Origin of the sequence: Psychrobacter nivimaris, assembly GCF_009812035.1 — a bacterium.
Lineage (GTDB): Bacteria > Pseudomonadota > Gammaproteobacteria > Pseudomonadales > Moraxellaceae > Psychrobacter > Psychrobacter nivimaris.
Map to the genome: position 1 here is coordinate 1 of NZ_VZIZ01000002.1, position 23226 is coordinate 23226.

Here is a 23226-nt window from a genome sequence, read left to right on the forward strand (position 1 = left end):
GGTAATGCTTGCTTGTGTCTTTATCTGGTTGCCACTCATTTGAATTCTATACACACCCTAGTATTGCTCATGAAAAAGATGTGAACATTGACAATCCTATCTTGCTTATTTTGAGTATTACTAGCAATAGTTTGAGGGATTTTAATTTCTTTATTCTTAATAACAATAGGTTAGAGCTATATGAATAAGATTGCACTACCGGAGTTGTTTGCAAGCATGCAACAGCAAATGTCTGCTCAACTAAGTACTAATAGAGCTTTCATACATCATCCTGGTTCAAAAGGTGACTCTTTAGAGAATGCATGGATTGAGTGGTTAAGAAGTTACCTGCCTAACCGTTATAGCGTAGATAAAGCAATTATCATTGACTATCTAGGAAACACAAGCCATCAAATCGATGTAGTTATTTATGATAATTATTTTACTCCATTTATTTTTACACAAAATGGTTTCCATTATGTCCCTGCCGAAGGTGTTTATGCAGTTTTTGAAGTAAAACCAGACATTAAAGGAAGTGTTAAAGGTTCGGGAAACTATATAACTTATGCAGGCGAGAAGATAGAAAGTGTTAGACGCTTGACACGCACTTCTACCTCAATGATTAACTCAGGAACACCTGTTGCACGTAGACCACTAACTAAAATCCTAGGTGGTATTCTAGCTACTACTAATACCTACGATAACAGTAATAATAAGACAATCGAGAGGCATATTAAAAGTTTAGAAAATCTTCAAGGTATCGATTTAGGTTGCGTTGTTGATTATGGTAGCTTCTTTGTCGATTATAATGGTGAAGAAAATATCGAAGAACTTGATTTCATTAAGCGGATAAATGGATATTATGAAAACAGAGAGTTCAACGAACTGCGTTTTAGTCGACCTGAAAACTCTCTAATCACTTTCTTCATGCAATTAACCCGTTACCTGCAACAGACTATTGGTACTATCCCAGCTATTGATTTACAAGCTTATCTCGATGTTATTGGTGAAGAAATTGATCAAGAACCTTAAGGTTTATCAAGAGAGACAAACAACGCCCTAACAAGACTTTTTAGCCTGAGCGAGGAAATAACGAAGCACTGCTTCGTCCGAGTGCAAGAGAATTTACATTTTCGTAAATTCTAAAACGGTATCCTGCCAACGCTGATGGCTAGGCAGATACAAGCGGTAGGCGTGATTAGCTACCCAAAATATTTAAATTTAATACAATAACAAATAAGACCTAATTTTCGTGCTAAAATTAGCCCTATATTTAGAGCGTAATTTTAGTGGAGAATGAATCCATGCAACCGATATTTGCGACACAGACAGCTAGCATCTCAGAGCTAAAAAACAACCCTTCGGCATTGATTAAACAGTCGGATGGTGAGTCTATTGCTATTTTAAATCACAATAAACCTGTCGCTTACTTAGTTTCCACAGATATGTATGAGCGTATGATGGAAGCGATGGACGATATGGCATTAAGCCAAACCGTTAGCGCACGATTAAATGATGGGCAGATACCGATAAAGGTAACGTTGGATGACTTATAGTCTTGAGTTTCATCCCTTAGCATTAAAAAAATGGAAAAAGTTAGCGCCCAGTATTCAGCAGCAGTTTAAGAAAAAATTACAGCAGCGCTTATTAAATCCTCGTGTTCCTGCGTCGAAACTTTCAGGACATACGGACGCCTATAAAATCAAACTACGCACCATCGGCTATCGTTTGGTATATATCGTCAAAGATGATGTCGTCGTTGTATACGTGCTAGCAGTAGGCAAAAGAGAAAATAACAAAGTATATGAGACGCGCTTGCGACACGCCAGCCGTAATCGACACACAGACAGAATAAAATGACGGAGGTCATAGACGTGCAATATACCGCAATCATCAAAGACGGTGGTTTGTTTATCCCTAACGTATTTTCAGACCTAAACGATGGCGGCTCGCATATCGTACAAGTAGAAGTAGACATCGAGGAAGTTCGTCAGCAATTAAGCGAAGGCGCTGTATCAACACTAGAAACACCAAAGAAAGACACCGCAAAAGCACCCAAAAAACCAGTAAAGAGAGCGACCAAAAAAGACGCACAGAAAGAAATACAGCAACTGTCAGATGATGAAGGCTTGAGTGCGCTGCGCAAAAGCGCAATCGATGAATTGGAAGCATTGGATGATGTGGAGCTGAGCGAGATATTTAAAGCGTATATGAATGATGGACAGACGTCAGAACAGATATCGTTAGAGAACTTGTAATCCAATCCAAGCAAACCCAGTCAAATCCATATAAATTAATAACCGTATCACTTATAAAGGCAGTCCCATGACTTATTCGATTTTTTCCCAAACACCAAATGACGCCATGAAAGAGCCGATGTTCTTTGGTCAGCCAGTCAATATTGCCCGCTACGACCAACAAAAGCACCCCATCTTTGAGCAATTAATTGAAAAGCAGCTGTCATTCTTTTGGCGTCCAGAAGAAGTCGATGTGTCAAAAGACCGTATGGACTACGGCAATCTATCCTCGCATGAGCAGCATATCTTTATCAGTAACCTAAAGTACCAGACCCTACTCGACTCTATCCAAGGTCGTAGCCCAAACGTCGTGCTACTGCCGCTGGTATCGATTCCTGAGCTGGAGACATGGATTGAGACGTGGTCATTCTCTGAGACCATTCACTCACGCAGCTATACCCATATCATTCGTAATATCGTCAACGATCCCGGTATTGTGTTTGACGATATTATGCAAAACGAGCACATTTTAGAGCGTGCTTCAGACATCGCTCAATATTATGACGAGCTGTATCGCAATTCGCAGCTGTATAGCCTGTACGGTGCTGGTACGCACAATATCAACGGTAAAGAAATCACCGTCGACTTAAAGTCACTTAAGAAGCAAATGTATCTGTGCATTATGGCGGTCAACGTCTTAGAAGCCATTCGCTTTTATGTGTCGTTTGCCTGCTCGTTTGCCTTTGCTGAGCGTAAGCTGATGGAAGGTAATGCCAAAATCATTAAACTCATCGCTCGTGATGAAGCGCTGCATTTGACTGGTACGCAGCATATGCTAAACCTCATGCGCAACGGTCGTGACGATCCCGAGATGGTCGAAATTGCCGCAGAGTGCTATGAGGAAAGCATCGAGATATTCCGCAAGGCGGCTGAGCAAGAAAAAGAATGGGCAGGTTATCTGTTCAAAGACGGCTCGATGATTGGTCTGAATAAAGACATTCTGTGCCAATATATCGAATACATCACCAACTTGCGTATGGAAGCGGTGGGCTTGCCATCAGCTTTCCCGAAATCAAAATCAAATCCGATTCCTTGGATCAATACGTGGTTGTCGTCTGACAATGTACAGGTCGCACCGCAAGAAACCGAAATCAGCTCGTACTTGGTCGGTCAGATTGATTCGGACTTATCAGACAGTGACTTTGATGATTTTGAGCTTTAGGCTTTAGTAGCTTTACGCTTTTTACATAGGATTTATCATGACTTGGGTAATGACCAGTAAAAAACAATTCTATTTGCATGATAATGAGAGTCTACTCGATGGACTGTTGCGCACCGGACATGAGGTCAATTATCAGTGCAAGGAAGGCTACTGTGGTAGCTGCCGAGTCAAGCGCATTGCCAGCTCGCATACGGTCGATTACCCGTTTGCTCCGCTTGCGATGATTGAGGACGATGAGATCCTACCCTGCTGCTGCCGTGTGCAAGGGGTGATTTATATCAACCACGAACCAGTCGAGAAATAACCTCTCATTTATAAAACGTTAAGATCAATAAAAAGCGCGCTATCTACATAAGATAACGCGCTTTTTTTATGCTAATAATCTTTTTGAGCCCTTGCGCCAATTATTCTGACCCAAGAAACTACTGAGCCACGCCATCTTGGTCAAACAGTTTTAGCAGCTCTTCACGCATACGGTCACGCTCGGCTTCTGACATCATGGGCGTCTCTTGTCCACCGTCTTGCATGTTGGGTTGACCAAGACCATTCATGGTCTCATCTTCGATAATAACAGGGCGCTCGACTGGCTCTTGCACAGGACGCTCCTCTAACAGTATCTTCACTTGCGCATTTTTACCACGGCGTAATATCTGGGCGTTTAGCTCAGTATTGGGTGGTTTGCGAGCGACATACTGAATCAGCGTGTTGGCATCGGTCATCTCAACGCCATCAATCGTCAGGATGATATCGCCAACGCGCAGACCACTCTTGGCAGCTGGACCTTTATCGATAACATTTAGCACTTCTACACCCGTCGAGGTTTCAAGCTGCGTCGGATCCCGAAGCTGCGACTGTATCTCAATACCTAGCCAGCCGCGACTGACCTTACCATCTTTGATCAGAGCATTCATCACTTGCTCAACTAGGGCGGTCGGGATAGCAAAACCAATGCCCATCGAGCCACCAGAGCGTGAGTAAATAGCCGTATTAATACCAACCAATTCACCGCGCGCATCAACCAGTGCGCCGCCCGAGTTACCGGGATTGATAGCGGCATCGGTTTGGATAAAGTCTTCAAACTTATTGACCCCAAGTCCAGTACGACCCGTCGCTGAAATAATCCCTTGCGTCACTGTTTGACCGACACCGAACGGATTACCAATCGCTAATGCAATGTCTCCCACTTTGATAGGTTCTTCACGGAAGCCTAACGGTGTCAATCCAGTCATGTCGACTCGAATCACCGCCAAATCACTGTCTGGGTCGGTACCGATAAGCTTAGCGCGACTCTTACGACCATCATTAAAGGCAACGGTAATCTCATCTGCCTTTTCGATCACGTGGGCATTGGTCACGATATAGCCATCTTCTGATACGATTACACCAGAGCCTAAATTGGTATTACCCTGCTCTTGTGATGGGCCACCATGATATTCAAAAAATCGGCGCAGTACGGGATCATCCATATAAGGATGTTCGGTCATCGTTTGCGTCGTATAGATATTGACTACAGACTGCGACGCACGCGCCACTGCATTATGATAAGAAGAGATAGGCGCTGGCGTGTCCGACACTGGCTCTGCTGCTTGCTGCTCCGCAGGCGGGGTTCTCGGCGGCTCCCATGTGGCCTCCGACGTCGATTTCATACTCGTGAACAACCAGATAAACGCTGCCAACACTAGCAGCAATAAGACCCAAGGTAACCATTTTAATAAAGACGCCTTGTTGTTGGTGTTCCGGGATGACGACATATAAAACCTCTATAAATTTATTGCAAACAGACAGTGAAAAACGATGTGAGATAATGGCGACTGCTTAGCTAGTGTTGACCCATTCATCAGATGGTCAAATGCTATACAGCTAGGCAGACTCACGTATATAAATTATAACCGCAATACCAGTAAATAGTAACGTATCGTGTACCATTTCAGTTATCCAGCTTGTCTGCTTGCTTACAACGGCATGTTAAAATAGCTTTTACGATGCTCGACACTTCAACATTTCGAGAATTGATCATCAAGCCAGAAGCTGAAAACCGAACACTACCAAGCGCGACAGATAATACATAATTTTTGCTTAGTTAATCTACAGCACCTTACGACATACATTTTATTGATGACAGGAAAACATAATGACTGCAAATCATACGACAGCTGAATCCAATACTCAAAGCATTAGCGCTCAGGCATTGACACAGTTCTGTGACGACTACTTATCTACCAGTGCGTTTAAAGACTATGCGCCAAATGGTCTACAAATCGATGGTGGACGCCCGATTCAACGTATCGTCACTGGTGTCACGGCTTGTGAAGCCTTGATAGATGCTGCCATCGCTGACAATGCCGATGCGATTATGGTACATCATGGATACTTCTGGAAAGGTGAACCTGCACCGCTCACTGGGATGAAAGGTCGACGCGTGCGCAAGCTGATGCAACACGGTATTTCTATGATTGGCTATCATCTACCGCTTGATGCACACCCAATCTCTGGCAACAACGCAAAACTTGCTGACATGCTCGGCATGACGATTACTGGTGCGCTCTATCCTACCGAATCCCATCCTGTTGGCAATATCGCTACTTGTACACCGCAAACTGCTGACGATCTCATTGCCACCATGACTCAAGCCTTAGGTCGCGCGCCATTACATATCTCAGCTGAGTATCATGCAGACTCATCTGCTCAGACAAATGGCAGGCTGATAGAACGTGTGGGTATATGTACGGGCGGTGCGCAAGATATGATTGAGCAAGCGGCTAGCATGGGCTGTGATGCGTTTATCTCAGGAGAGATATCTGAGCGTACCACACATAGCGCGCGTGAGCTTGGGATTGATTATTTTGCTTGTGGTCATCATGCAACGGAGCGTGGCGGTATTCAGGCGTTAGGAGAGATAGTTGCTCAAAAATTTGGTCTGCCAGTTACTTTCATCGATATCGAAAATCCAGCATAAACTAGCCACTTACAGACCAGTTGAAACGGTGGTCATTGATAGAGAAAAATTTATAGAGAAAAACTTCTAGAGAAAACGATAGTTCAAAAGCCAAACTAGACTTGCTAATGCTATAGTCACACCATAAGCATAAAGTCTAGTTTGACTACTATTTAAACTTTGTTATTCTATTTTTGATTATTATGTACCAAATATCTGGAAAATTAACCGTTTATATCTCAATTGTTAAGTTTTATCGCTTTTTTCTTAACTCCACTTGAATAATGCAATTAGTAACCGCATATTACTACCCGTAAGAAAGAACGTTTTGTCATGAAACTTCCCATTATTACAGCTTCCGGTTATGGCACCAAAATAATGATGGTAGTTGTTTAAAACTTTATCATGCTATATCAGCGATAAGATTTTAAACCGCTACCCATTGAAATACTATGTTTGCACTATGTATGTTAGCAGCATGGTATTTTTTTATTTTTGGTGTCGCGATGACGGTATGACATAGTCAGTTTGATAGACAGCTATAAACTATCAATTCTGGTTATTTTGCTTACCCTCATCGCTGGACAAACAACTTTAGTAGCCAGCTATTCTATTACTAGTAACTTAATATTAGTGATTCAAAGTATAGCCAGCCATCAAAGTTAGCATAGTTAAAACAGATGAATGTATTTGCCTCATTGGCAAAACCTTACATCAATGTTTCAAGCTATGTCTTTGTCTCAATAACTTAATCATGACCTTACCTATGTTTGATATATAGTTGTTTGGCCACTAGCCATATTTAGTTATCGATGAAGGAATCATCTGATTTATATCCTTCGCGTCGTTGTGCGTTCAGTATTTTAAACCAGTACTTATAAATACGGTTTAGAACGCTTTTATGACATATCGATAGCTGGCTGACGACAAACTATCCCACTAACTCTTAGAGAGAGTACGCTAGTGGCGCTATAGTCAAACAAGATAGAGCGGCATTTATCCTATTAAAAATGCCACTCTATTTAAAATACGATATCGATATATGTCAATATTATGCACATATATTTATACGTGTTTTTGCGGTAAGAAGGATGGCTAAAATCAGGAGACATCCATGCAGCGTATTACTTATCGTGTAAAAGTATCTGCGCAAGGGGCCAAACGCCGTATTTCTTATTTACTGCGTCCATCTAAACGCCTACTGAACACCAAAAGTAACATCGTTTCATCCGTTACCCCTATTGCGTCTAATCATTTTGCCAGAACCAAGAAGCTGGCACAAATCTCTAGCATCGCTCTACTCTCGTTGCCCGCTGAGAGTTTGACGACCATGAACACATCGGTACCAGCTTATGACAACGTCATGCTGGAAAACACCTTGACCATTGCTGCGGTGCCTGGCGATAGCACTTACTTTGCTACCGATGGCTTCCAACATGGTTTTGGGTTTGATCTGGTGCGCACTTATGCCGACGAGCTCGGTGTCGATATCAATCTAAAAGCCTATGCCAGTGAAGAAGCGGCACTAAAAGCACTAAGAACAGGCAATGCTGACATGGCGTTGACCACGGCTAGCACCAAGCTAAAAAGCCAGTTAAATCTATCGTCTATCAATGTCAGCTGTGGTTATGATTCTAGTCTGACTAAGAACGGACTACACCCTAAGGTAAGTTGGACATTTAGCTCATCCAATGACCCACTATCAAGAAAGGCCAGTTACTTTTTGTGCGATAGCATCAAGCTACAAAACACACAAAAACTTGCCGCGTTCTACAATCAAAACTTGCTTAAAGATGCCTATAGTCAGGATCATTTCCAGAGAACGTTGACAGAAAAGTTACCGGACTATCAGTCTTCGTTTGAAGAGCAAGCACGTAATTACAATCACGATTGGGAACTGCTGGTCGCGATGGGTTATCAAGAGTCACACCTTGATGCCAACGCTGTCTCGCCGACTGGCGTACGCGGGTTAATGATGCTGACCAATAACACTGCAAAAGCGATGGGCGTCTCAGACCGCGTTGATCCTTACCAAAGCATTGGTGGCGGTGCACGCTATCTAGAGCAAGTGAAAGCAGATTTCTCTGATGTGCCAAAAACTGACCGTATCTGGTTTGCCCTTGCAGGTTATAACATGGGTCCCAATGCGGTAAAAAGAATCCAACGTGAACTACGAGCTCAAGGTATCGATGATAAGAGCTGGGCGAATGTCTATGCTTATTTAGCAGACAATAGAGCGTCGAATAGCCGCTATGGTCAAGCCATGCACTATGTCAGTAACATCAGAAGCTATCTTGAGACTATTAAAACTCAGACTGTCTAGTCTGTAAATATTACTAGGCAATTTGCAAGCTAAACTTTCACAGTTATTTATTCTTGTTAAATAAAAAAAGCTGCTCCTATAAAGAGCAGCTTTTTTGTGCGATACGATTAATGGTTAATATTAATGACGCCTCGTTTAAACGGTATCCATTAATATTTTATTCATTAGCGATTTGGAACTGTCAGACGCTGACCACGCTGCAACATCGTATCCGCGGCAATATTATTCATATCAGCCAGCTCTTGCGTTGAGACACCATATTTACGTGCTAGACCAATCAAGCTGTCGCCCGAACCAACCGTGTAGCTTACTGTCGCTTTTGGTACTTTAAGTGTTTGGCCGCGTTGTAGCTGAGCATTGGTCGCTAGATCATTGGTCGCCGCCAAATCCTCTACTGAGATGCCAAACTGACGTGCCAAAGCAATTAAGCCATCGCCAGATTTAACTTTATAGCTTTCAGTGTTGCTCAGTTTTGTTCCACTGCTTGCTGAGCTACTACTGTTACTACTAGCAGAGCTGCTGCTTTGACTGCTACTAGATGCGCTTGCCACACTACCGCTCGCAGGGATAGTGATAGTACGACCCAGTATCAGATTCGAATTGGTATTTAAGTTATTTGCTGATGCCAAATCACTTAAGCCAATATTGTAGCGTTTGGCGACACCCGTTAAGGTATCACCTGATTTTACTTTGTAGCTGACCGCTTTGTCATTCAACTGACTATCGACCAATTCTTTAGAAGCAGGAACTTTAATCGTTTGACCACGTTGCAAGCGAGCCTTTGCATCAAAGTTGCTGTTTACCGCAGCAAGTTCCGTTGCACTCACTCCGATGCTGTTCGCAATACCAATCAGCGTATCACCTGATTTTACTTTGTAATTGGTGATCGCGACCGAGCTTGAGCTGTTACTACTACTAGCACTTGTCGTACTTGTAGCATCGAAATCAACACTGGCTGGCACTTTAAGCGTCTGACCAACATATAGCGAACTTGTGCTGTTGATACCGTTGAGACTGGCTAAAGTATCTGTCGACACATTGAATTGACGTGCCAATGCAATTAATCCGTCCCCTGCTTTTACTTTATAGTTTTTGGTCGCAGTGCTTGATTTACTCGGCTTGGTAGAAGGCGCTGCAGGTGTCGTCGCAGGTGTAGTCACTTTACCCGGTATGAGCCATAGTTTCTGACCTCTGAGCAGATCAGCACGGCTGCTCAGGTTGTTATAGCTGGCTAGCTGAGTGACCGATAAGCCAAAACGATTAGCCGTACCGATAAGCGTATCACCGCCTTGTACGACGTAACTGTCAGGCTGACTAGCGGCGGCGTTATTAGCAGTACTCAATGGCTCGATAGTCTTGGCATTATATAGATATAACGTACTGCCAGAGAGCAAATTGGCACTGGCATCTATCTGGTTCCATTCTGCGATATCACGCCAACTAACCCCTGCTCGACTCGCAATGTTCGAGAGCGTATCGCCACGTTTGACCGTATAAGTGGTACGAGTGCCTTGAGGTTTTGGCTTACTTACCGAGGTTTTAGCAAAGCTAAGTTTCTTCTCTGCACCACTCGCTTCTAAGATAGACTGCTGTGTTTGTACGGCTGATAGATTAATGTTGCCATCAGCATTGATAACATTGGTCTCAGAGGTATTTCTCCGGATTTGATTGGCGATGAAATCACGCTCTTCTTTGCTAAGCGGTGGCTCTTGGACAATCGTATTGTTCTGAGTAATCTGAGCTGAGGTAGTCGGTAGACTGTTACTGCTCTTAAGCTCAGCATTGATTTTGTTAGTCTCTGCTGTGGTCAGTGGTGGCTCAGTACGAGCTGAAGAATTGCCACTGTATACCGAGCTGCTAGTTGGCGTCGCAGATGGTGAGATGTAGCTGGTAGTCTGCTGAGGTACACTTGCGTTAGCGGCATAATCAGCCAATGCACTACCAGTAGACGGTAGTGATGAGGCAGTATAGGGTTTGTTATTATAGCTTGGCGTAGTCGCTGTCGTGCTTGAGCTACCTGCGTTGTTTGAGGCGAGTACATTGCCTGTACCGTTACCTCTGAGCCCACTTAATTTGGCATCAGCATTGAGGCTGACGTCGTTAGGAATGATGACACGCTGTGGACCTGAAGAATCAACGCGGCCTGATGTCAGTGCAGTGTTTAGACGCTCTAGCTCATCATAGCTGACTCCAGTTAACTGCGATACTTCTGCCAAGCTCACACCATAGTTAACTGGTACACTACGGAAATGCTGACGGTTAGCGATAGCTGGTAGATACACACCATACTGCTCAGGCTTAGCGACGATTTCGGCTACAGCTAAGAAACGCGGCACATAGTTCATCGTTTCGGTCGGTAATTGAAGCGACCAATAGTCTGTTGGTAGTCCGCGCGCTGCGTTGGCATCGATTGCTTTCTGTACACGGCCAGGTCCAGCGTTATAAGCAGCCAATGCTAGCTCCCAACTACCAAACTGGTTGTGCAATGCTGTCAAAAAGTCATAGGCAGCACGTGTCGATTCGATAACATCGCGACGACCATCATAAGTGCTGCTTTGATTCAAGCCATAGATACGGCCTGTACTTGGGATAAACTGCCATAAGCCCGCAGCTGCCGCACTACTCGTACCACTTGGATCGTAAGAGCTTTCGATAACTGGTAACAAGGCAAGCTCTGTTGGGATATTGCGACGCTCTGCCTCTCGTACCGTATGATAGATATAGCGACTGGCACGTGCAGTTAGACGATTTAAATAATCCTGTCTACTGGTAAACCAGCTTTTTTGACCTTCAATGCGCTGATTATAGATTGGCTTACCACCATTCATGCGGTAGCCTGCGCGTAGACGATTCCACAAATCACCATATTGCTGAATAGCAAGCTGGTTACCTTCTACCATGGTCATGTCAGTAGCTTCTAACAAGTCAGCCAACTCATCCAAACTCTCTGCATCCAAAAACGCAGTTGAGTAGTCTGCACTACCTGTATTAGCCCCTTGATTGGTAGGACTTTTGGTAATGACAGATGAGCTATTGGTCGCACCTTTGTTTTTTACCGCTGATGTATTGCTACACGCACTAATCAGTAAAGTGGATACCGCAAGCGTCAATGGCAACGCAATAAATGAGCGAGAGTGTGATAGCACAGTAGACATGATATTGGAGGTTTCCTAACGACAGAAATTAATAAGATAAAGTTGATGGATAGTATAGTATGCAATGTAAAGCAAAGACTAGCCTAATATAAAAGATAATAATAGACGCTCAAGTAGCCTATAAAACTAAGTAATGACTATTGTTAGCCAGCTAAGACTTTCTATAGGTCGAAATTGCAGCTAGCTCAATCAGCTATTGTTTATGTTACCTATTATATTTTGAGTCTTGCTTGCTCGATAATGACTTAATTAATAGCCACTTGTGATACAGCGCGCAAGAGCACTGCATTACCAGTAGATAAAGTCAAGGTCACACGAGATGTGGTAACAAATGATACTTGCTGACCATTTTTTACCCAGCTCTCATTGGTCGTCACGTTGGCTTTGGCTTGTGAACCAGTAATTACCACATTGTCTACCGAAATATCATAGCGATAATTAGACGTATCATTCCAGCTGTTTTGAAGCAACTTTAAGTACGCATCTTTATCTAAACTGGTAGACTTTCCCTTTCTAGATAAAGAAATAAGCGCGTCGTCCGATACTAGGCGCGATACCTGATTGATGCTCTGGCTATTCGCTGATGCTTTCATTGCGGCGGCATAGTTCTGTACCAAATCTTCGGTCATAGTTGCTGCTTGTGCATTGATACTGATGGTGCTGGCTACTGCTACGATTGCAGTGATGCTGGCGCTTTTCACCAATAGAGCTAATAGCCTATTTCCCAATAATTTTTTCATGATAATCCTTAGCGATATTTTTTTCGTTAGTGTCATATATTGACGATTAACGCTCTTTTATCATTTATTTTGGCAGTGTATCTGTATAGATATATCTATATAAGTATACTCATATCATATGCCGAGCCTATCATCGAATTCTCACAGCCATGTGACACCCTGTGTAATTATTGCGAATAAAAACAAAGGCTATCAAATAAAATACTCTTAAGATTTTATGCTGTAAATCCTAGCTCAAGCAGTTAAAGTCTCTGTAGCTCAGCTTTATAGTCAATCCCATAATGAATTGACTATTTTTAAACTTTTACACCATCAACCCTTAGAACCGTTAATACTTATTAAGCTACCTAGGTTAGAGTCTGGCTTAATTAAGGCTTAAGCTCGTTGTTACTGTCTTCATACTGTTCATCATCACTGAGCTTCATACCCAAACGCTCTACCCGTCTATCCATCATCTGGCGAGCCAAGGCTTGCATGTCTTCGACGCGGTCTATTTCATCAACAATCTCAAGACCTAACAATGTCTCAAATACATCTTCTAAGGTGACTAGACCTTTAACTTCACCATACTCACCAACCGTAATGGCGATATGAATACGGTTTTTTAGCATTAACTCTAACAAGTCAAACAGCTTCATTTTAGAGAAAACAAAAGTGATGTCGCGCTGAAATTGCGTCAACGGCTTGTGCATAGCATGATTAACTTTAGCCAGTAGCATGTCGGTTTTTAGGACAAAGCCTGTAATATTGTCCAAATCACCATCATAGATTGGCAAGCGAGAAAACGTCAGCTTTGGACGATCAACCAATAGCTCAGCGACGGTTTTGTTCTCTTCGAATGCAAGCATCACTGACCGCGGGGTCATGATATCTTCGACTTTAATCGCGCCAAACGCGAGCAAGTTACGAATGATACGCGACTCTAGTGGGTCAATTTGACCTGACTCTTCACCGATACTAGCAAGGGCAGCAAACTCACGGCGGCTAAAGGTTTGCGGCTCTTTACCACGTACCAATAGTTTTGTCAGACGCTCTGAGAACCAGATTAATGGGTATAGCAGCATGATGATGCCACGAACGAAATAAGCAACCAAACCACTTAGCTGACGCCAGTAAACTGTACCCAAAGTTTTTGGGATAATCTCAGACAAGAATAAGATAGCAAGCGTCATGAGGGCAGAAAACAGACCAAACCACGCACTACCAAAGACGATCGTAGCCTGTGCACCCGCACCGATAGAGCCAAGTGTATGGGCAACCGTATTTAACGTTAAAATAGCAGCTAGTGACTGGTCAATATTGTCGACTTTAAGACTTTTAAGCATTTCTGCTTTTTTGGGACTGGTCTCTTGCACATCCGCAATAAACGATGGCGTCATGCTCAGCAAAACAGACTCTGCTAATGAACAGACGAAAGATACACCAATAGCGAGTAAAACAAAAAATATCAATAAAGAAACGCTAAGCGCAGTTGGTGCTGCCGCCTCGCTGGATGTTGATACAGCACCAGCTGCCCATACTGCCTGCGGTAGCATAAGAATTGCTAATGCAGATAGTGCTGAAAAAGAAGTATAACCAAATCGAGAACTAGTCGTCATTCTCGGGGGAGGTTCTGCAGATGCGTCTTTACGATGAGCGCGCGGACGACATAAACGAGGTACAAACATAAAAGTGGTGAACAAGTTAGGTAACCTAAAAAGAGTAAAAGGAAGATAATGTCATGAGCAATTTATATTGATTTTCAGATTATCTTTAACAAAGTAATAAAAGATATCTGTCTATCGTATAAATAGTTACTCAAAGCTGATTTAATCGCTATTTCAAAGCCATACTATGCTTTAAAAATCCGTAATATGGTTCAATATATAGCATACTAAATACAGGCAATCATTGCCATTTGATAGTAGCATTGATGATACCATTTCACAATAAGTCACCATTTTTAAGTTTTTGTTTTTTGATGACTTTTATTGCCCTACTATTAACGGTTGTATGACGACATCTTTACTAGCCAATTCATGACAGCTATTTAGCCTGACGCTTTATATAGGTTATCTGAATGTAGTAAAAACATTGTTGTCCTATCCGTTGGCTGATAGTATGCCTTACGCTAAGAAAAACACGCTCAGCCTATGATTAACAGTTACCAAGTCTGGGATTTTTTGTTACTATGCGTCTAATTTTATTATTGTCTATGACTTACTGAGAGATATTATGAGCTTATTTATTCAAGCTGCCCATGCTGCACCAGAGACTGCAGGTGCTGCAGGTCTATTCGGTCAGATTTTACTGCCTGTTGCGTTTTTTGCGATTTTTTACTTCTTGGTCATTCGCCCGCAGTCTAAGCGTACCAAAGAGCACCGTGCCATGGTTAACGCATTGACCGTTGGTAGTGAAATCATTTTTGCTGGTGGCTTAATGGGTCGTATCAAAGCAATCGAAGGCGATTATGCCGTTGTGAGCCTAAACAACAATACTGACGTGAAAGTACAACGTGCTTCTGTTATTTCAGTATTGCCTGCTGGCACGATCGAAAGCGTCTAATGAGAATGTTCACTAGCTTTTATTAGTGAAAATTTATTAGTGAACATTCGATAGTCGTCACATTAATGAATGTAATGACTAAAAAATGACCGTATATGATTTACGGTCATTTTTCGCTATTAACACAGTAAGGTAAAATTGCTATATAAATTAGGCTTACTGTTTAGATGTCCTATCTTTATCCAAGTCAGCCATATGATTTTTGGTGACCAGATAAACAGACATCTGTATTATTTGCTTTACTGTTTTATGCGTTACTATCATCGCGGATGATCGCAATGGTGCATGATGACGGCTGCTGAACATAGCACTCGACCGTTGCTATCGCTAACTTCCCATCTGCTAACTTGTGGCCTACGTCGCCAGTCGTTTATCAACTTAAAGAAGTGATTATGCAATATCCCGCTTGGAAATACTTACTAATTGCCGTCGTGCTACTCGTTGCCGGTCTATATGCTGCCCCCAACCTTTATCCTGACGAACCTGCTGTGCAGATTACGAGCGCAGCCGCAGGAACTCAGCTATCTGAAGGCATCTTAACCGAGTCTCAAAGCTTACTCGAAGAGGCAGGTCTAGATAACCACGATGGTACGTTTGAGGGAAACAGCGCGCTGGTACGCCTCAACAATCCAGTCGATCAGCTAAAAGCGCAAGAAGTGCTACGTCAAAACTTAGGCGAAGACTATGTCGTTGCCCTTAACCTAGCACAGACTACCCCGCAGTGGCTACGCGATATCGGTGCAAGACCGATGAAGCTTGGTCTCGATTTGCGTGGTGGTGTACGCTTTGTACTCGAAGTCGATATGGACAAGGCGCTTGAACAGCGTTTGACCAGTGCCAGTCGTGATATGCGACGTGAGCTACGTGCTGAGCGAGTAGCAATTAAAGGTATCAAGACCGAAGATCGCGGCGTGGTATTGCATTTTGCTGATACTGATACTCGTAACCGTGCCCAAAACGTATTACAAGGCTCAATGAGCAATACGTTTAACTTGCAGTCTTCTATTGATGATCAAGGTCCTGCATTGGTTTTATCGTATAACGATGCGACACTTGACGAAATCAATAGCTACGCGGTCAACCAGAACTTAACGACTTTACGTAACCGTATTGCTGAGTTGGGTGTTACCGAAGCTTTGGTACAGTCGCAAGGTGCTAGCCGTATCGTCGTTGAGCTACCTGGTGTACAAGATACTGCTGAAGCAAAACGTGTGCTTGGTCGTACTGCAAACCTTGAGTTCCGTATGGTGGCAGAAGACGCCGATACCTATACTGGCGGCATACCTCCAGCAGGTACAGAGGCATTCCCATTCGAAACACTCGATGGTCCTCCTGTATTGTTAGATCGTCAAGCGATTGTCACCGGGGACAAAGTAACCAACGCGCAAACTGGCTTGGATGAAAGCGGTCTACCTGAAGTAAGTATTACCTTGGACAGTGCTGGCGGTAAGCTTATGCAGAACGCTACACGTACAGCTGTTGGCCAACAGATGGCTGTATTGTTCATAGAAAACAAACAAAGAATCACTTACGAAGAAGATCCAGCGACTGGTGAGACGACTGAAGTACGCACACCTTATGCTGAAACCAAAGTCATCAACCGCGCCAACATTCAAGCGGTATTGGGTTCATCATTCCGTATTACTGGTCTAGATAGTAGTGCTGAAGCAGCTGAGCTTGCCCTATTGCTACGTTCAGGCGCACTTGCTGCACCGATGTACTTCGTAGAAGAGCGCACTATTGGTCCATCACTCGGTCAAGAAAACATTGATAAAGGATTGTTCTCTACGCAGGTCGGCTATCTATTAGTCTTCGCGTTTATGATTATCTTCTATCGCCTGTTTGGGGTGATTGCCAACGTTGCGCTAGCCGTTAACGTTATTATTATCATTGCGATTATGTCAATTTTGGGTTCATCACTTACCCTACCGGGTATCGCAGGTATCGTTTTGACCATCGGTATGGCGGTTGATGCCAACGTACTGATCTTTGAGCGAATACGAGAAGAGATTGCCAATGGTGTCCGGCCAAAATCAGCCATCGTGGCAGGTTTTGATCGCGCATTTAGCAGTATTTTTGATGCCAACATTACAACCTTATTGGTCGCGTTTATCCTATTTGCGATTGGTACTGGTCCGATTAAAGGCTTTGCGATTACGCTAGCTATTGGTATTGTCAGTTCGCTATTCACCGCTATTTTGGTGACACGTGCACTGGTACAAATTGCTTATGGTAAGCGTAAATCCATCAAAAGTCTGAGCATCGGTTAGGAGAATATTATGGCGATCGATAATAACAACCCTTTAGAACAGCAGAATAATCCTGATCGAAATGGCTCAAACGGTGAGACGACCAATGCAAGTACGCGTCGCCGTAACAAACCGCGTCGTGATGGTAAAGGTAGCAATACCAAGACCAACAATCCTACTACCGCAAAGTCAGGCAAAAGCTCTAGTCGTCGCGGTGGTAAAGGTCAAAACGCCAAAGACAGTCAAGCACTGTCTACCGCTGTTGATTCTGACGTAATATCAGGTGACGCCGCTGATGATGCCGCAGCTGTTGCTGAAGGTGGCATCAAAGCGGTTGGCAACCAGCGTATCATTCCATTTATGAAGATAGAAAAGCCGATGGCACTACTATCTTTATTTATGGTGATCGGTAGTATCATTGCTATCGCAGTAAACGGTCTGAACTTAGGACTCGACTTTACTGGTGGTGTCTCAGCAGACGTGCGTTATGAGCAGCCTGTTGAGCAAGTTGCTGTTGTACAAGCATTGGCAGACAATGGCTTCGATGATGCAGTTGTACAGTATCTAGGTACTCGTGAAGAGCTATTGGTACGTTTGCCTCCTCAGTCTGATAACGTCGATGGGCTAAGCGCAAATCTGACGCAAGCATTGGCCCTACCTAGCAACACCGCTACGATTAGCAACGTTAATATCATCGGTAGCCAAGTTGGTAATGAGGTTTATCTAAACTCAGTCATGGCATTGGTATTGGCACTGGTATGCATGCTTGGCTATGTTGCCCTACGCTTCCAGTTCAAACTGTCTCTAGGTGCCGTACTGTCACTATTTCATGATGCTGTCGTAACCATCGGTGTATTTGCATTGTTTGGCTTCCCATTTGACCTGACGGTATTGGCTGCGGTATTGGCATTGATTGGTTATTCATTGAACGATACGATTGTTGTCTATGACCGTATTCGTGAAAACTTCCGCCGTGTTCGCGGAATTACGCCAGAACAGACGATTGATTTGTCATTGACCGAGACGCTACGCCGTACGATTATGACCATCTCAACTGTTCTATTGGTCGTACTAGCTATGCTCTTCTTGGGCGGTGATGGACTATACTGGTTCTCAGTAGCTCTGTTTATTGGTTTGCTTGCGGGTACTTACTCATCGACTTATATCGCCAGTTCGATTCCGCTGCGCATGGGTCTGTCGCGTGATGACTTTATCGTAAAAGTAAAACCAGAGTTTGAAGAAGAAATCGTTACTTTTAACGATCCAAAAATGTTTGAGCAAGACAACGTTTAGTAAGGTATATTAGATGGATTGATACGTTGAACTAGCGTGTCATCACATTCTATATAATTACTAAGTGCACAGCTACAATGTTTAAATAAGAGCACCTGACTCATGAATAATGAGTCTAGGTGCTTTTGTCTTTATAGCTATTTTGTCTCTTATATTAAATGTACTGCCTTACGAACTTATTATCATTTAACGAATACATCTCTTTATCGTTCACGTATAAACGAGTCACCCATGTCAGCTAAATCCGAACCTTCTCACGCGATGCCACCTATTGACACAAGCTATAAACGTATTGTCGCGATTGCGCTGCCTGTACTGCTAGCCAATTTGGCCATGCCATTGCAAAGCGTGATTGATACGGCCATTGTAGGCAATATGAATGACACGGCGAAACTTGCTGGTATGGGTCTAGCCATACAACTGCTGTCGCTATTGCTTGTTAGCTTTAACTTTTTGCAGTATGCATCATCTGGGCTTGCTGCGCAGGCATTGGGACAACTGGCTAATAATAGCAATACATCAGCCGTATCAGCGCCTACGCCTTTGCTGTCTATCCTACAGCGCGCGTTACTATTGGCGTTTGTTATTGGAGCAATATTACTACTCGCAAAGCCATGGCTGATTGATTTTGGCTTACAAGCTCTATCAGCCAATCCTGAGAGTGGACGCGCAGCGAAAACCTATTTAGACGTACGCTTTTGGGGTGTGATCGCAGAGCTGATGAATTTTGCATTTATTGGTTGGTTTGCAGGACAAGGCAAGACCCGTTATATGCTTTACCAGCAGGGTTTTATTGCCGTACTTAATATCGTACTGACTCTGTTTTTTGTATTTGCAATGCAGATGGGATTAGCTGGTGTCGCACTAGGAACCACTATCGCATTTTGGTTCGGAATACTGATGGCATTATGGTTGAGCCGCCAACATTTAAAAATATCATGGACTGTATTATTCAAAGCGGATCGACAGTATTTTACGAAAGAAAAAATGCTTAGGCTATTTTCTTTAAACAAAGATATCTTTGTACGCACCCTCATCTTAACGCTAAGCTTTGCTTGGATTACTCGACTGTCTGCTCAAAGCGGTGATGTCATACTGGCTGCTAACGCTATCTTATTGCAAGTACTAAGCATATCTGCCTTCGCTTTAGATGGCGTCGCTGTCTCTGCTGAAACATTGAGTGGACAAGCTGCAGGACGTCGCGATTGGCCACGTTTTCGTATTATTGTGAAGCGTACAGGCGTGGTTAGTTATGGCCTTGCTATCATGTTGAGCGCCATTTGGTGGCTTGCAATGCCTACGTATTTGGGATTTATGACTAATATTGATTCGGTATTTGCCCTTGCCTATGACTACCATTTATATGCCGTATTATTGCCTCTTGTCGGCGTTGGAGCCTATTGGTTGGATGGGATATTTTTTGGTTTAACGGCTGGTAGCGTGATCCGTAATGCGGCGCTGATACTGGCTACTATTTTCTTCCCATTGAGCTGGTTGCTCTATCAACAATGGGATATGACTGGTATTTGGCTTAGCGTGTGGTGTCTATTATTATTGAGACTAGTCATTCTAGGTGGGTTTTTGTACCGTGCCAATCAGACTGGCAGTTATGAAAAACTACAACCTGAAGCTTAGTTAATTTTATATTATGTTTGCTCTATCAATTTTCGATAAATCATTTTTATTAAGCTCGTTTTTTGCTTTTTAATTTTGCAGCAATACCGTTTGAATCAATAATTTTTATATCGATAGATTTATAAAAATATCATAAGAAAAATTTAGGATGTCATGTGAATACTCATTCAAATGAATTAAGCCATCAACATGAAAACCGCTACCACTGGGCTGAGGGCTTTAAAAAAAGCTTGCCAGTTGCTATGGGATATCTGCCTGCCGGTATTGCCTTTGGTGTACTCGCACAGGTAGCAGGTATCCCGATATGGGCAACGATTATGCTCAGTATCGTTCTCTATGCTGGTGCAGCTCAATACGCTTGTCTGCCAATGCTGAGCGCTGGCCTACCGATTGGCAATATCGCCACCAATATTGCGGCGATTAATCTACGTCATGTATTCTATGGTATGCCGTTATTACAGTATTTACCGAAAAATAAGCTGGCCAAGACGTATTGTCTGTTTGCGTTGACCGACGAGACTTTTTCGATCATGACCAGCTTACCAAATGAGTCGCGACGAGCGCTCATACTTCCTATCAGCCTCTTTAACCAAAGCTGGTGGGTACTGGCGAGTACGGTTGGTGTAATGATTGGTAGTACGCTCAGTGACTTGGTGCCAAATTTAGATTTTGCTTTGGTTTGTCTGTTTGCAATTCTCGCTTATGAGCAATTTCAAAGTATCAAACGCTACTTCCCAATTGGTATTGCCGTGCTTGGCTTAATCATTGCTTCGCTATTTACCAGTGACTGGTTGCTACTAGTAGCCATCACTATCTGTATGTTGATGATTTTGGTACGTGGGTTTTGGATAGAGCGTCAAAAGACGGGAGACTCTTATGACCAGTAGTTATCTTATTTTTGCTACGCTTGCCATGGCAGCAGTGACCTTTATCACTCGTGCGCTACCCGCACTGATACCTAGAAAGCTGCTCGATACACCTTGGCTACATCGATTAAATGAGAGTTTGCCATTATCAGTGATGGTGCTGCTTATTTTGACTAGCCTCTCCTATCAAGACATATCGACGACTGTTGCTTTCAGCGATACCGAATTACATCTATTAATGGCACAAGTCGGTGCACTTATTTTGGTATTGTTTATCTATCATATCAGCCGTCAGCTTTTGGTCAGTATGGTTGTCGGTATAGCAGCAATCAATGGTCTGTTTTGGCTATTTAGCAGTTTCTTAGGCTAAAAATTCCGCCCATTTATATAAACGCCAGCACCCTTAGCTATACTTTAAACATAAAAAAGCTAGATTCTAAATAGAATCTAGCTTTTTGTTATCTGAAAATAATGACTTCAATACGACTTAAAGTTCTTCCACACCCATCATGTCAACTGGGGTATCAGCCACTATTTGTACGCCTTTTTTACCCGTTTTGGCAGTATCGTTACGCTGCTCTTGCAGGTGATCGAGATACGCTTCATTGATCTGACCAGTGATGTAGCAGCCGTTAAATACCGCACAATCAAAACCTTCCACTCGGCTGTGTTTGGTGTCTTTTACTGCGTCAATCAAATCATCCAAATCTTGGAAAATCAAACGATCTGCGCCGATGATATCACGTACTTCTTCAACGCTATTGCCTGAGGCAATAAGCTCGCTACGTACGGGCATATCAATGCCGTATACGTTTGGAAATTTCACTGGTGGCGCAGCACTGGCAAAAAACACCTTGTTAGCACCAGCATCTCGTGCCATTTGAATGATTTCATGACAGGTCGTACCACGAACGATAGAATCATCAACCAACAGCACGTTTTTGCCTTTGAACTCTAGCGGCACAGCACTTAGTTTCTGGCGAACTGATTTTTTGCGTTGCTGCTGACCTGGCATAATAAACGTACGACCGATGTAGCGGTTTTTCATAAACCCTTCACGGTACTTGACGTTCATTTTTAGCGCCAGCTCCATCGCTGAAGTACGCGACGTGTCTGGAATTGGAATGACCACGTCGATATCATGATCCTCACCCCATTCAGCAAGGATTTTATCTGCCAGTTTTTCACCCATACGTAGGCGTGATTTATAAACTGAGATATTGTCCATAATCGAATCTGGACGAGCAAAATAAACATATTCAAAGATACAAGGCGTGTATTCTTTTTGCTCGACGCACTGATGCGTATGCAGCTTATGGTTTAAATCGATAAAGATTGCTTCGCCTGGTTTTACATCACGAACGATAGTAAAGCCAGAACCTGTCAATGCAACTGATTCAGAGGCAACCATATACTCAGTGCCGCCATTCGGTGCCATACGCTTACCAAAGATAAGTGGACGGATACCATTTGGATCGCGGAACGCCAGTAAGCCATGACCCGTGATTAAAGCGACAACGCCATAAGCACCTTCACAGCGTTTATAGACGGCTTTTACTGCTTCAAAAATATCATCAGCCGTTGGATGTGTTTTGCCTAGATTCTGCATCTCATGTGCCAGTACGTTTAACAGTACTTCAGAATCTGAGTCAGTATTAAGGTGGCGACGATCTTCGATGTACAAAGATTTGGCCAAACTCTCAGCATTGGTCAAGTTACCATTATGCGCAAGGGTAATACCATACGGTGAGTTGACATAAAATGGCTGAGCTTCAGCGCTGCTAGAAGTACCAGCTGTCGGGTAACGAACGTGACCGATACCAAACTTACCAACCAGTTTCATCATATGACGATTCATAAATACGTCACGTACCATGCCATTTTCTTTACGTAGATAGAGTCGCCCATCTTGCAAAGTGACAATACCTGCTGCATCTTGCCCGCGATGCTGTAGCATCGTCAAACCGTCATAAAGAATCTGATTGACTGGTTCGTGAGCTGCAACTCCAATGACTCCACACATAATAGCTATATCCTATTTTGACTCA

Annotated in this window: 19 protein-coding genes; 14 read left to right on the forward strand and 5 right to left on the reverse strand. The window is 43.2% G+C overall.

Features of this window, described 5'->3' with window-relative positions; translation table 11 throughout:
- Nucleotides 1–180 precede the first annotated feature (180 nt).
- From FQV37_RS00370 to yfaE, 6 genes are all read left to right on the forward strand, one after another.
- On the forward strand, nt 181–1011 hold the full coding sequence (locus tag FQV37_RS00370) for a DUF6602 domain-containing protein (RefSeq protein ID WP_160020839.1): 831 nt from the start codon (nt 181–183) through the stop codon (nt 1009–1011).
- Between the two features lie 272 nt (nt 1012–1283).
- A complete protein-coding gene (locus tag FQV37_RS00375) occupies nt 1284–1535 on the forward strand; it encodes a type II toxin-antitoxin system Phd/YefM family antitoxin (RefSeq protein WP_160020840.1) in 252 nt (83 codons plus the stop codon).
- Complete coding sequence (locus FQV37_RS00380; RefSeq protein WP_160020841.1) at nt 1525–1839, forward strand: type II toxin-antitoxin system RelE family toxin; 315 nt, start codon at nt 1525–1527, stop codon at nt 1837–1839. Before FQV37_RS00375 ends, FQV37_RS00380 begins: the two co-directional genes overlap by 11 nt.
- Nucleotides 1840–1853: 14 nt before the next feature.
- Nucleotides 1854–2237, forward strand: coding sequence for a hypothetical protein (locus FQV37_RS00385; protein ID WP_101211035.1), 384 nt, complete (start codon nt 1854–1856; stop codon nt 2235–2237).
- A gap of 67 nt (nt 2238–2304) precedes the next feature.
- Entirely contained in the window at nt 2305–3438 is a 1134-nt protein-coding gene (gene nrdB, locus FQV37_RS00390) for a class Ia ribonucleoside-diphosphate reductase subunit beta (protein WP_101210999.1), read from the forward strand.
- A gap of 37 nt (nt 3439–3475) precedes the next feature.
- Entirely contained in the window at nt 3476–3742 is a 267-nt protein-coding gene (gene yfaE, locus FQV37_RS00395) for a class I ribonucleotide reductase maintenance protein YfaE (protein WP_160020842.1), read from the forward strand.
- Between the two features lie 118 nt (nt 3743–3860).
- Here yfaE and FQV37_RS00400 read toward each other — a convergent pair whose 3' ends face one another.
- Nucleotides 3861–5189, reverse strand: coding sequence for a S1C family serine protease (locus tag FQV37_RS00400; RefSeq protein ID WP_160020843.1), 1329 nt, complete (start codon nt 5187–5189; stop codon nt 3861–3863).
- Between the two features lie 380 nt (nt 5190–5569).
- On the opposite strand from FQV37_RS00400, the gene FQV37_RS00405 reads away from it, so the two are divergent.
- Entirely contained in the window at nt 5570–6394 is an 825-nt protein-coding gene (locus tag FQV37_RS00405; RefSeq protein WP_160020844.1) for a Nif3-like dinuclear metal center hexameric protein, read from the forward strand.
- Between the two features lie 1093 nt (nt 6395–7487).
- A complete protein-coding gene (locus FQV37_RS00410; protein WP_160020845.1) occupies nt 7488–8696 on the forward strand; it encodes a transglycosylase SLT domain-containing protein in 1209 nt (402 codons plus the stop codon).
- A 164-nt stretch (nt 8697–8860) separates the two neighbouring features.
- Here the strand turns inward: FQV37_RS00410 and FQV37_RS00415 are convergent, their stop codons facing one another.
- The 3 genes from FQV37_RS00415 to FQV37_RS00425 all read right to left on the reverse strand — a co-directional run bounded on the left by FQV37_RS00415 (nt 8861) and on the right by FQV37_RS00425 (nt 14258).
- Complete coding sequence (locus tag FQV37_RS00415; protein WP_160020846.1) at nt 8861–11851, reverse strand: LysM peptidoglycan-binding domain-containing protein; 2991 nt, start codon at nt 11849–11851, stop codon at nt 8861–8863.
- Nucleotides 11852–12096: 245 nt separating this feature from the next.
- Nucleotides 12097–12591, reverse strand: coding sequence for a hypothetical protein (locus tag FQV37_RS00420; RefSeq protein WP_101205368.1), 495 nt, complete (start codon nt 12589–12591; stop codon nt 12097–12099).
- Nucleotides 12592–12959: 368 nt separating this feature from the next.
- Nucleotides 12960–14258 carry a CNNM domain-containing protein gene (locus tag FQV37_RS00425; protein WP_160020892.1) on the reverse strand — a complete coding sequence of 433 codons (1299 nt, stop codon included), beginning with the start codon at nt 14256–14258 and terminating at the stop codon, nt 12960–12962.
- Nucleotides 14259–14805: 547 nt separating this feature from the next.
- On the opposite strand from FQV37_RS00425, the gene yajC reads away from it, so the two are divergent.
- From yajC to FQV37_RS00455, 6 genes are all read left to right on the forward strand, one after another.
- Nucleotides 14806–15135 carry a preprotein translocase subunit YajC gene (gene yajC, locus FQV37_RS00430; protein WP_057759529.1) on the forward strand — a complete coding sequence of 110 codons (330 nt, stop codon included), beginning with the start codon at nt 14806–14808 and terminating at the stop codon, nt 15133–15135.
- A 392-nt stretch (nt 15136–15527) separates the two neighbouring features.
- Nucleotides 15528–17405 carry a protein translocase subunit SecD gene (gene secD, locus FQV37_RS00435; protein WP_101205370.1) on the forward strand — a complete coding sequence of 626 codons (1878 nt, stop codon included), beginning with the start codon at nt 15528–15530 and terminating at the stop codon, nt 17403–17405.
- A 9-nt stretch (nt 17406–17414) separates the two neighbouring features.
- Complete coding sequence (gene secF / locus FQV37_RS00440) at nt 17415–18677, forward strand: protein translocase subunit SecF (protein ID WP_134292521.1); 1263 nt, start codon at nt 17415–17417, stop codon at nt 18675–18677.
- Between the two features lie 231 nt (nt 18678–18908).
- On the forward strand, nt 18909–20312 hold the full coding sequence (locus FQV37_RS00445) for an MATE family efflux transporter (RefSeq protein ID WP_160020847.1): 1404 nt from the start codon (nt 18909–18911) through the stop codon (nt 20310–20312).
- Nucleotides 20313–20467: 155 nt separating this feature from the next.
- Complete coding sequence (locus tag FQV37_RS00450; RefSeq protein ID WP_160020848.1) at nt 20468–21199, forward strand: AzlC family ABC transporter permease; 732 nt, start codon at nt 20468–20470, stop codon at nt 21197–21199.
- Complete coding sequence (locus tag FQV37_RS00455) at nt 21189–21548, forward strand: AzlD domain-containing protein (protein ID WP_160020849.1); 360 nt, start codon at nt 21189–21191, stop codon at nt 21546–21548. The genes FQV37_RS00450 and FQV37_RS00455 overlap by 11 nt, the downstream gene beginning before the upstream one ends.
- Before the next feature lie 117 nt (nt 21549–21665).
- Here the strand turns inward: FQV37_RS00455 and purF are convergent, their stop codons facing one another.
- The gene (purF, locus tag FQV37_RS00460; RefSeq protein ID WP_101205374.1) at nt 21666–23201 is read right to left on the reverse strand and encodes an amidophosphoribosyltransferase; all 1536 of its coding nucleotides are present in this window, start codon (nt 23199–23201) and stop codon (nt 21666–21668) included.
- Nucleotides 23202–23226: the final 25 nt, after the last annotated feature.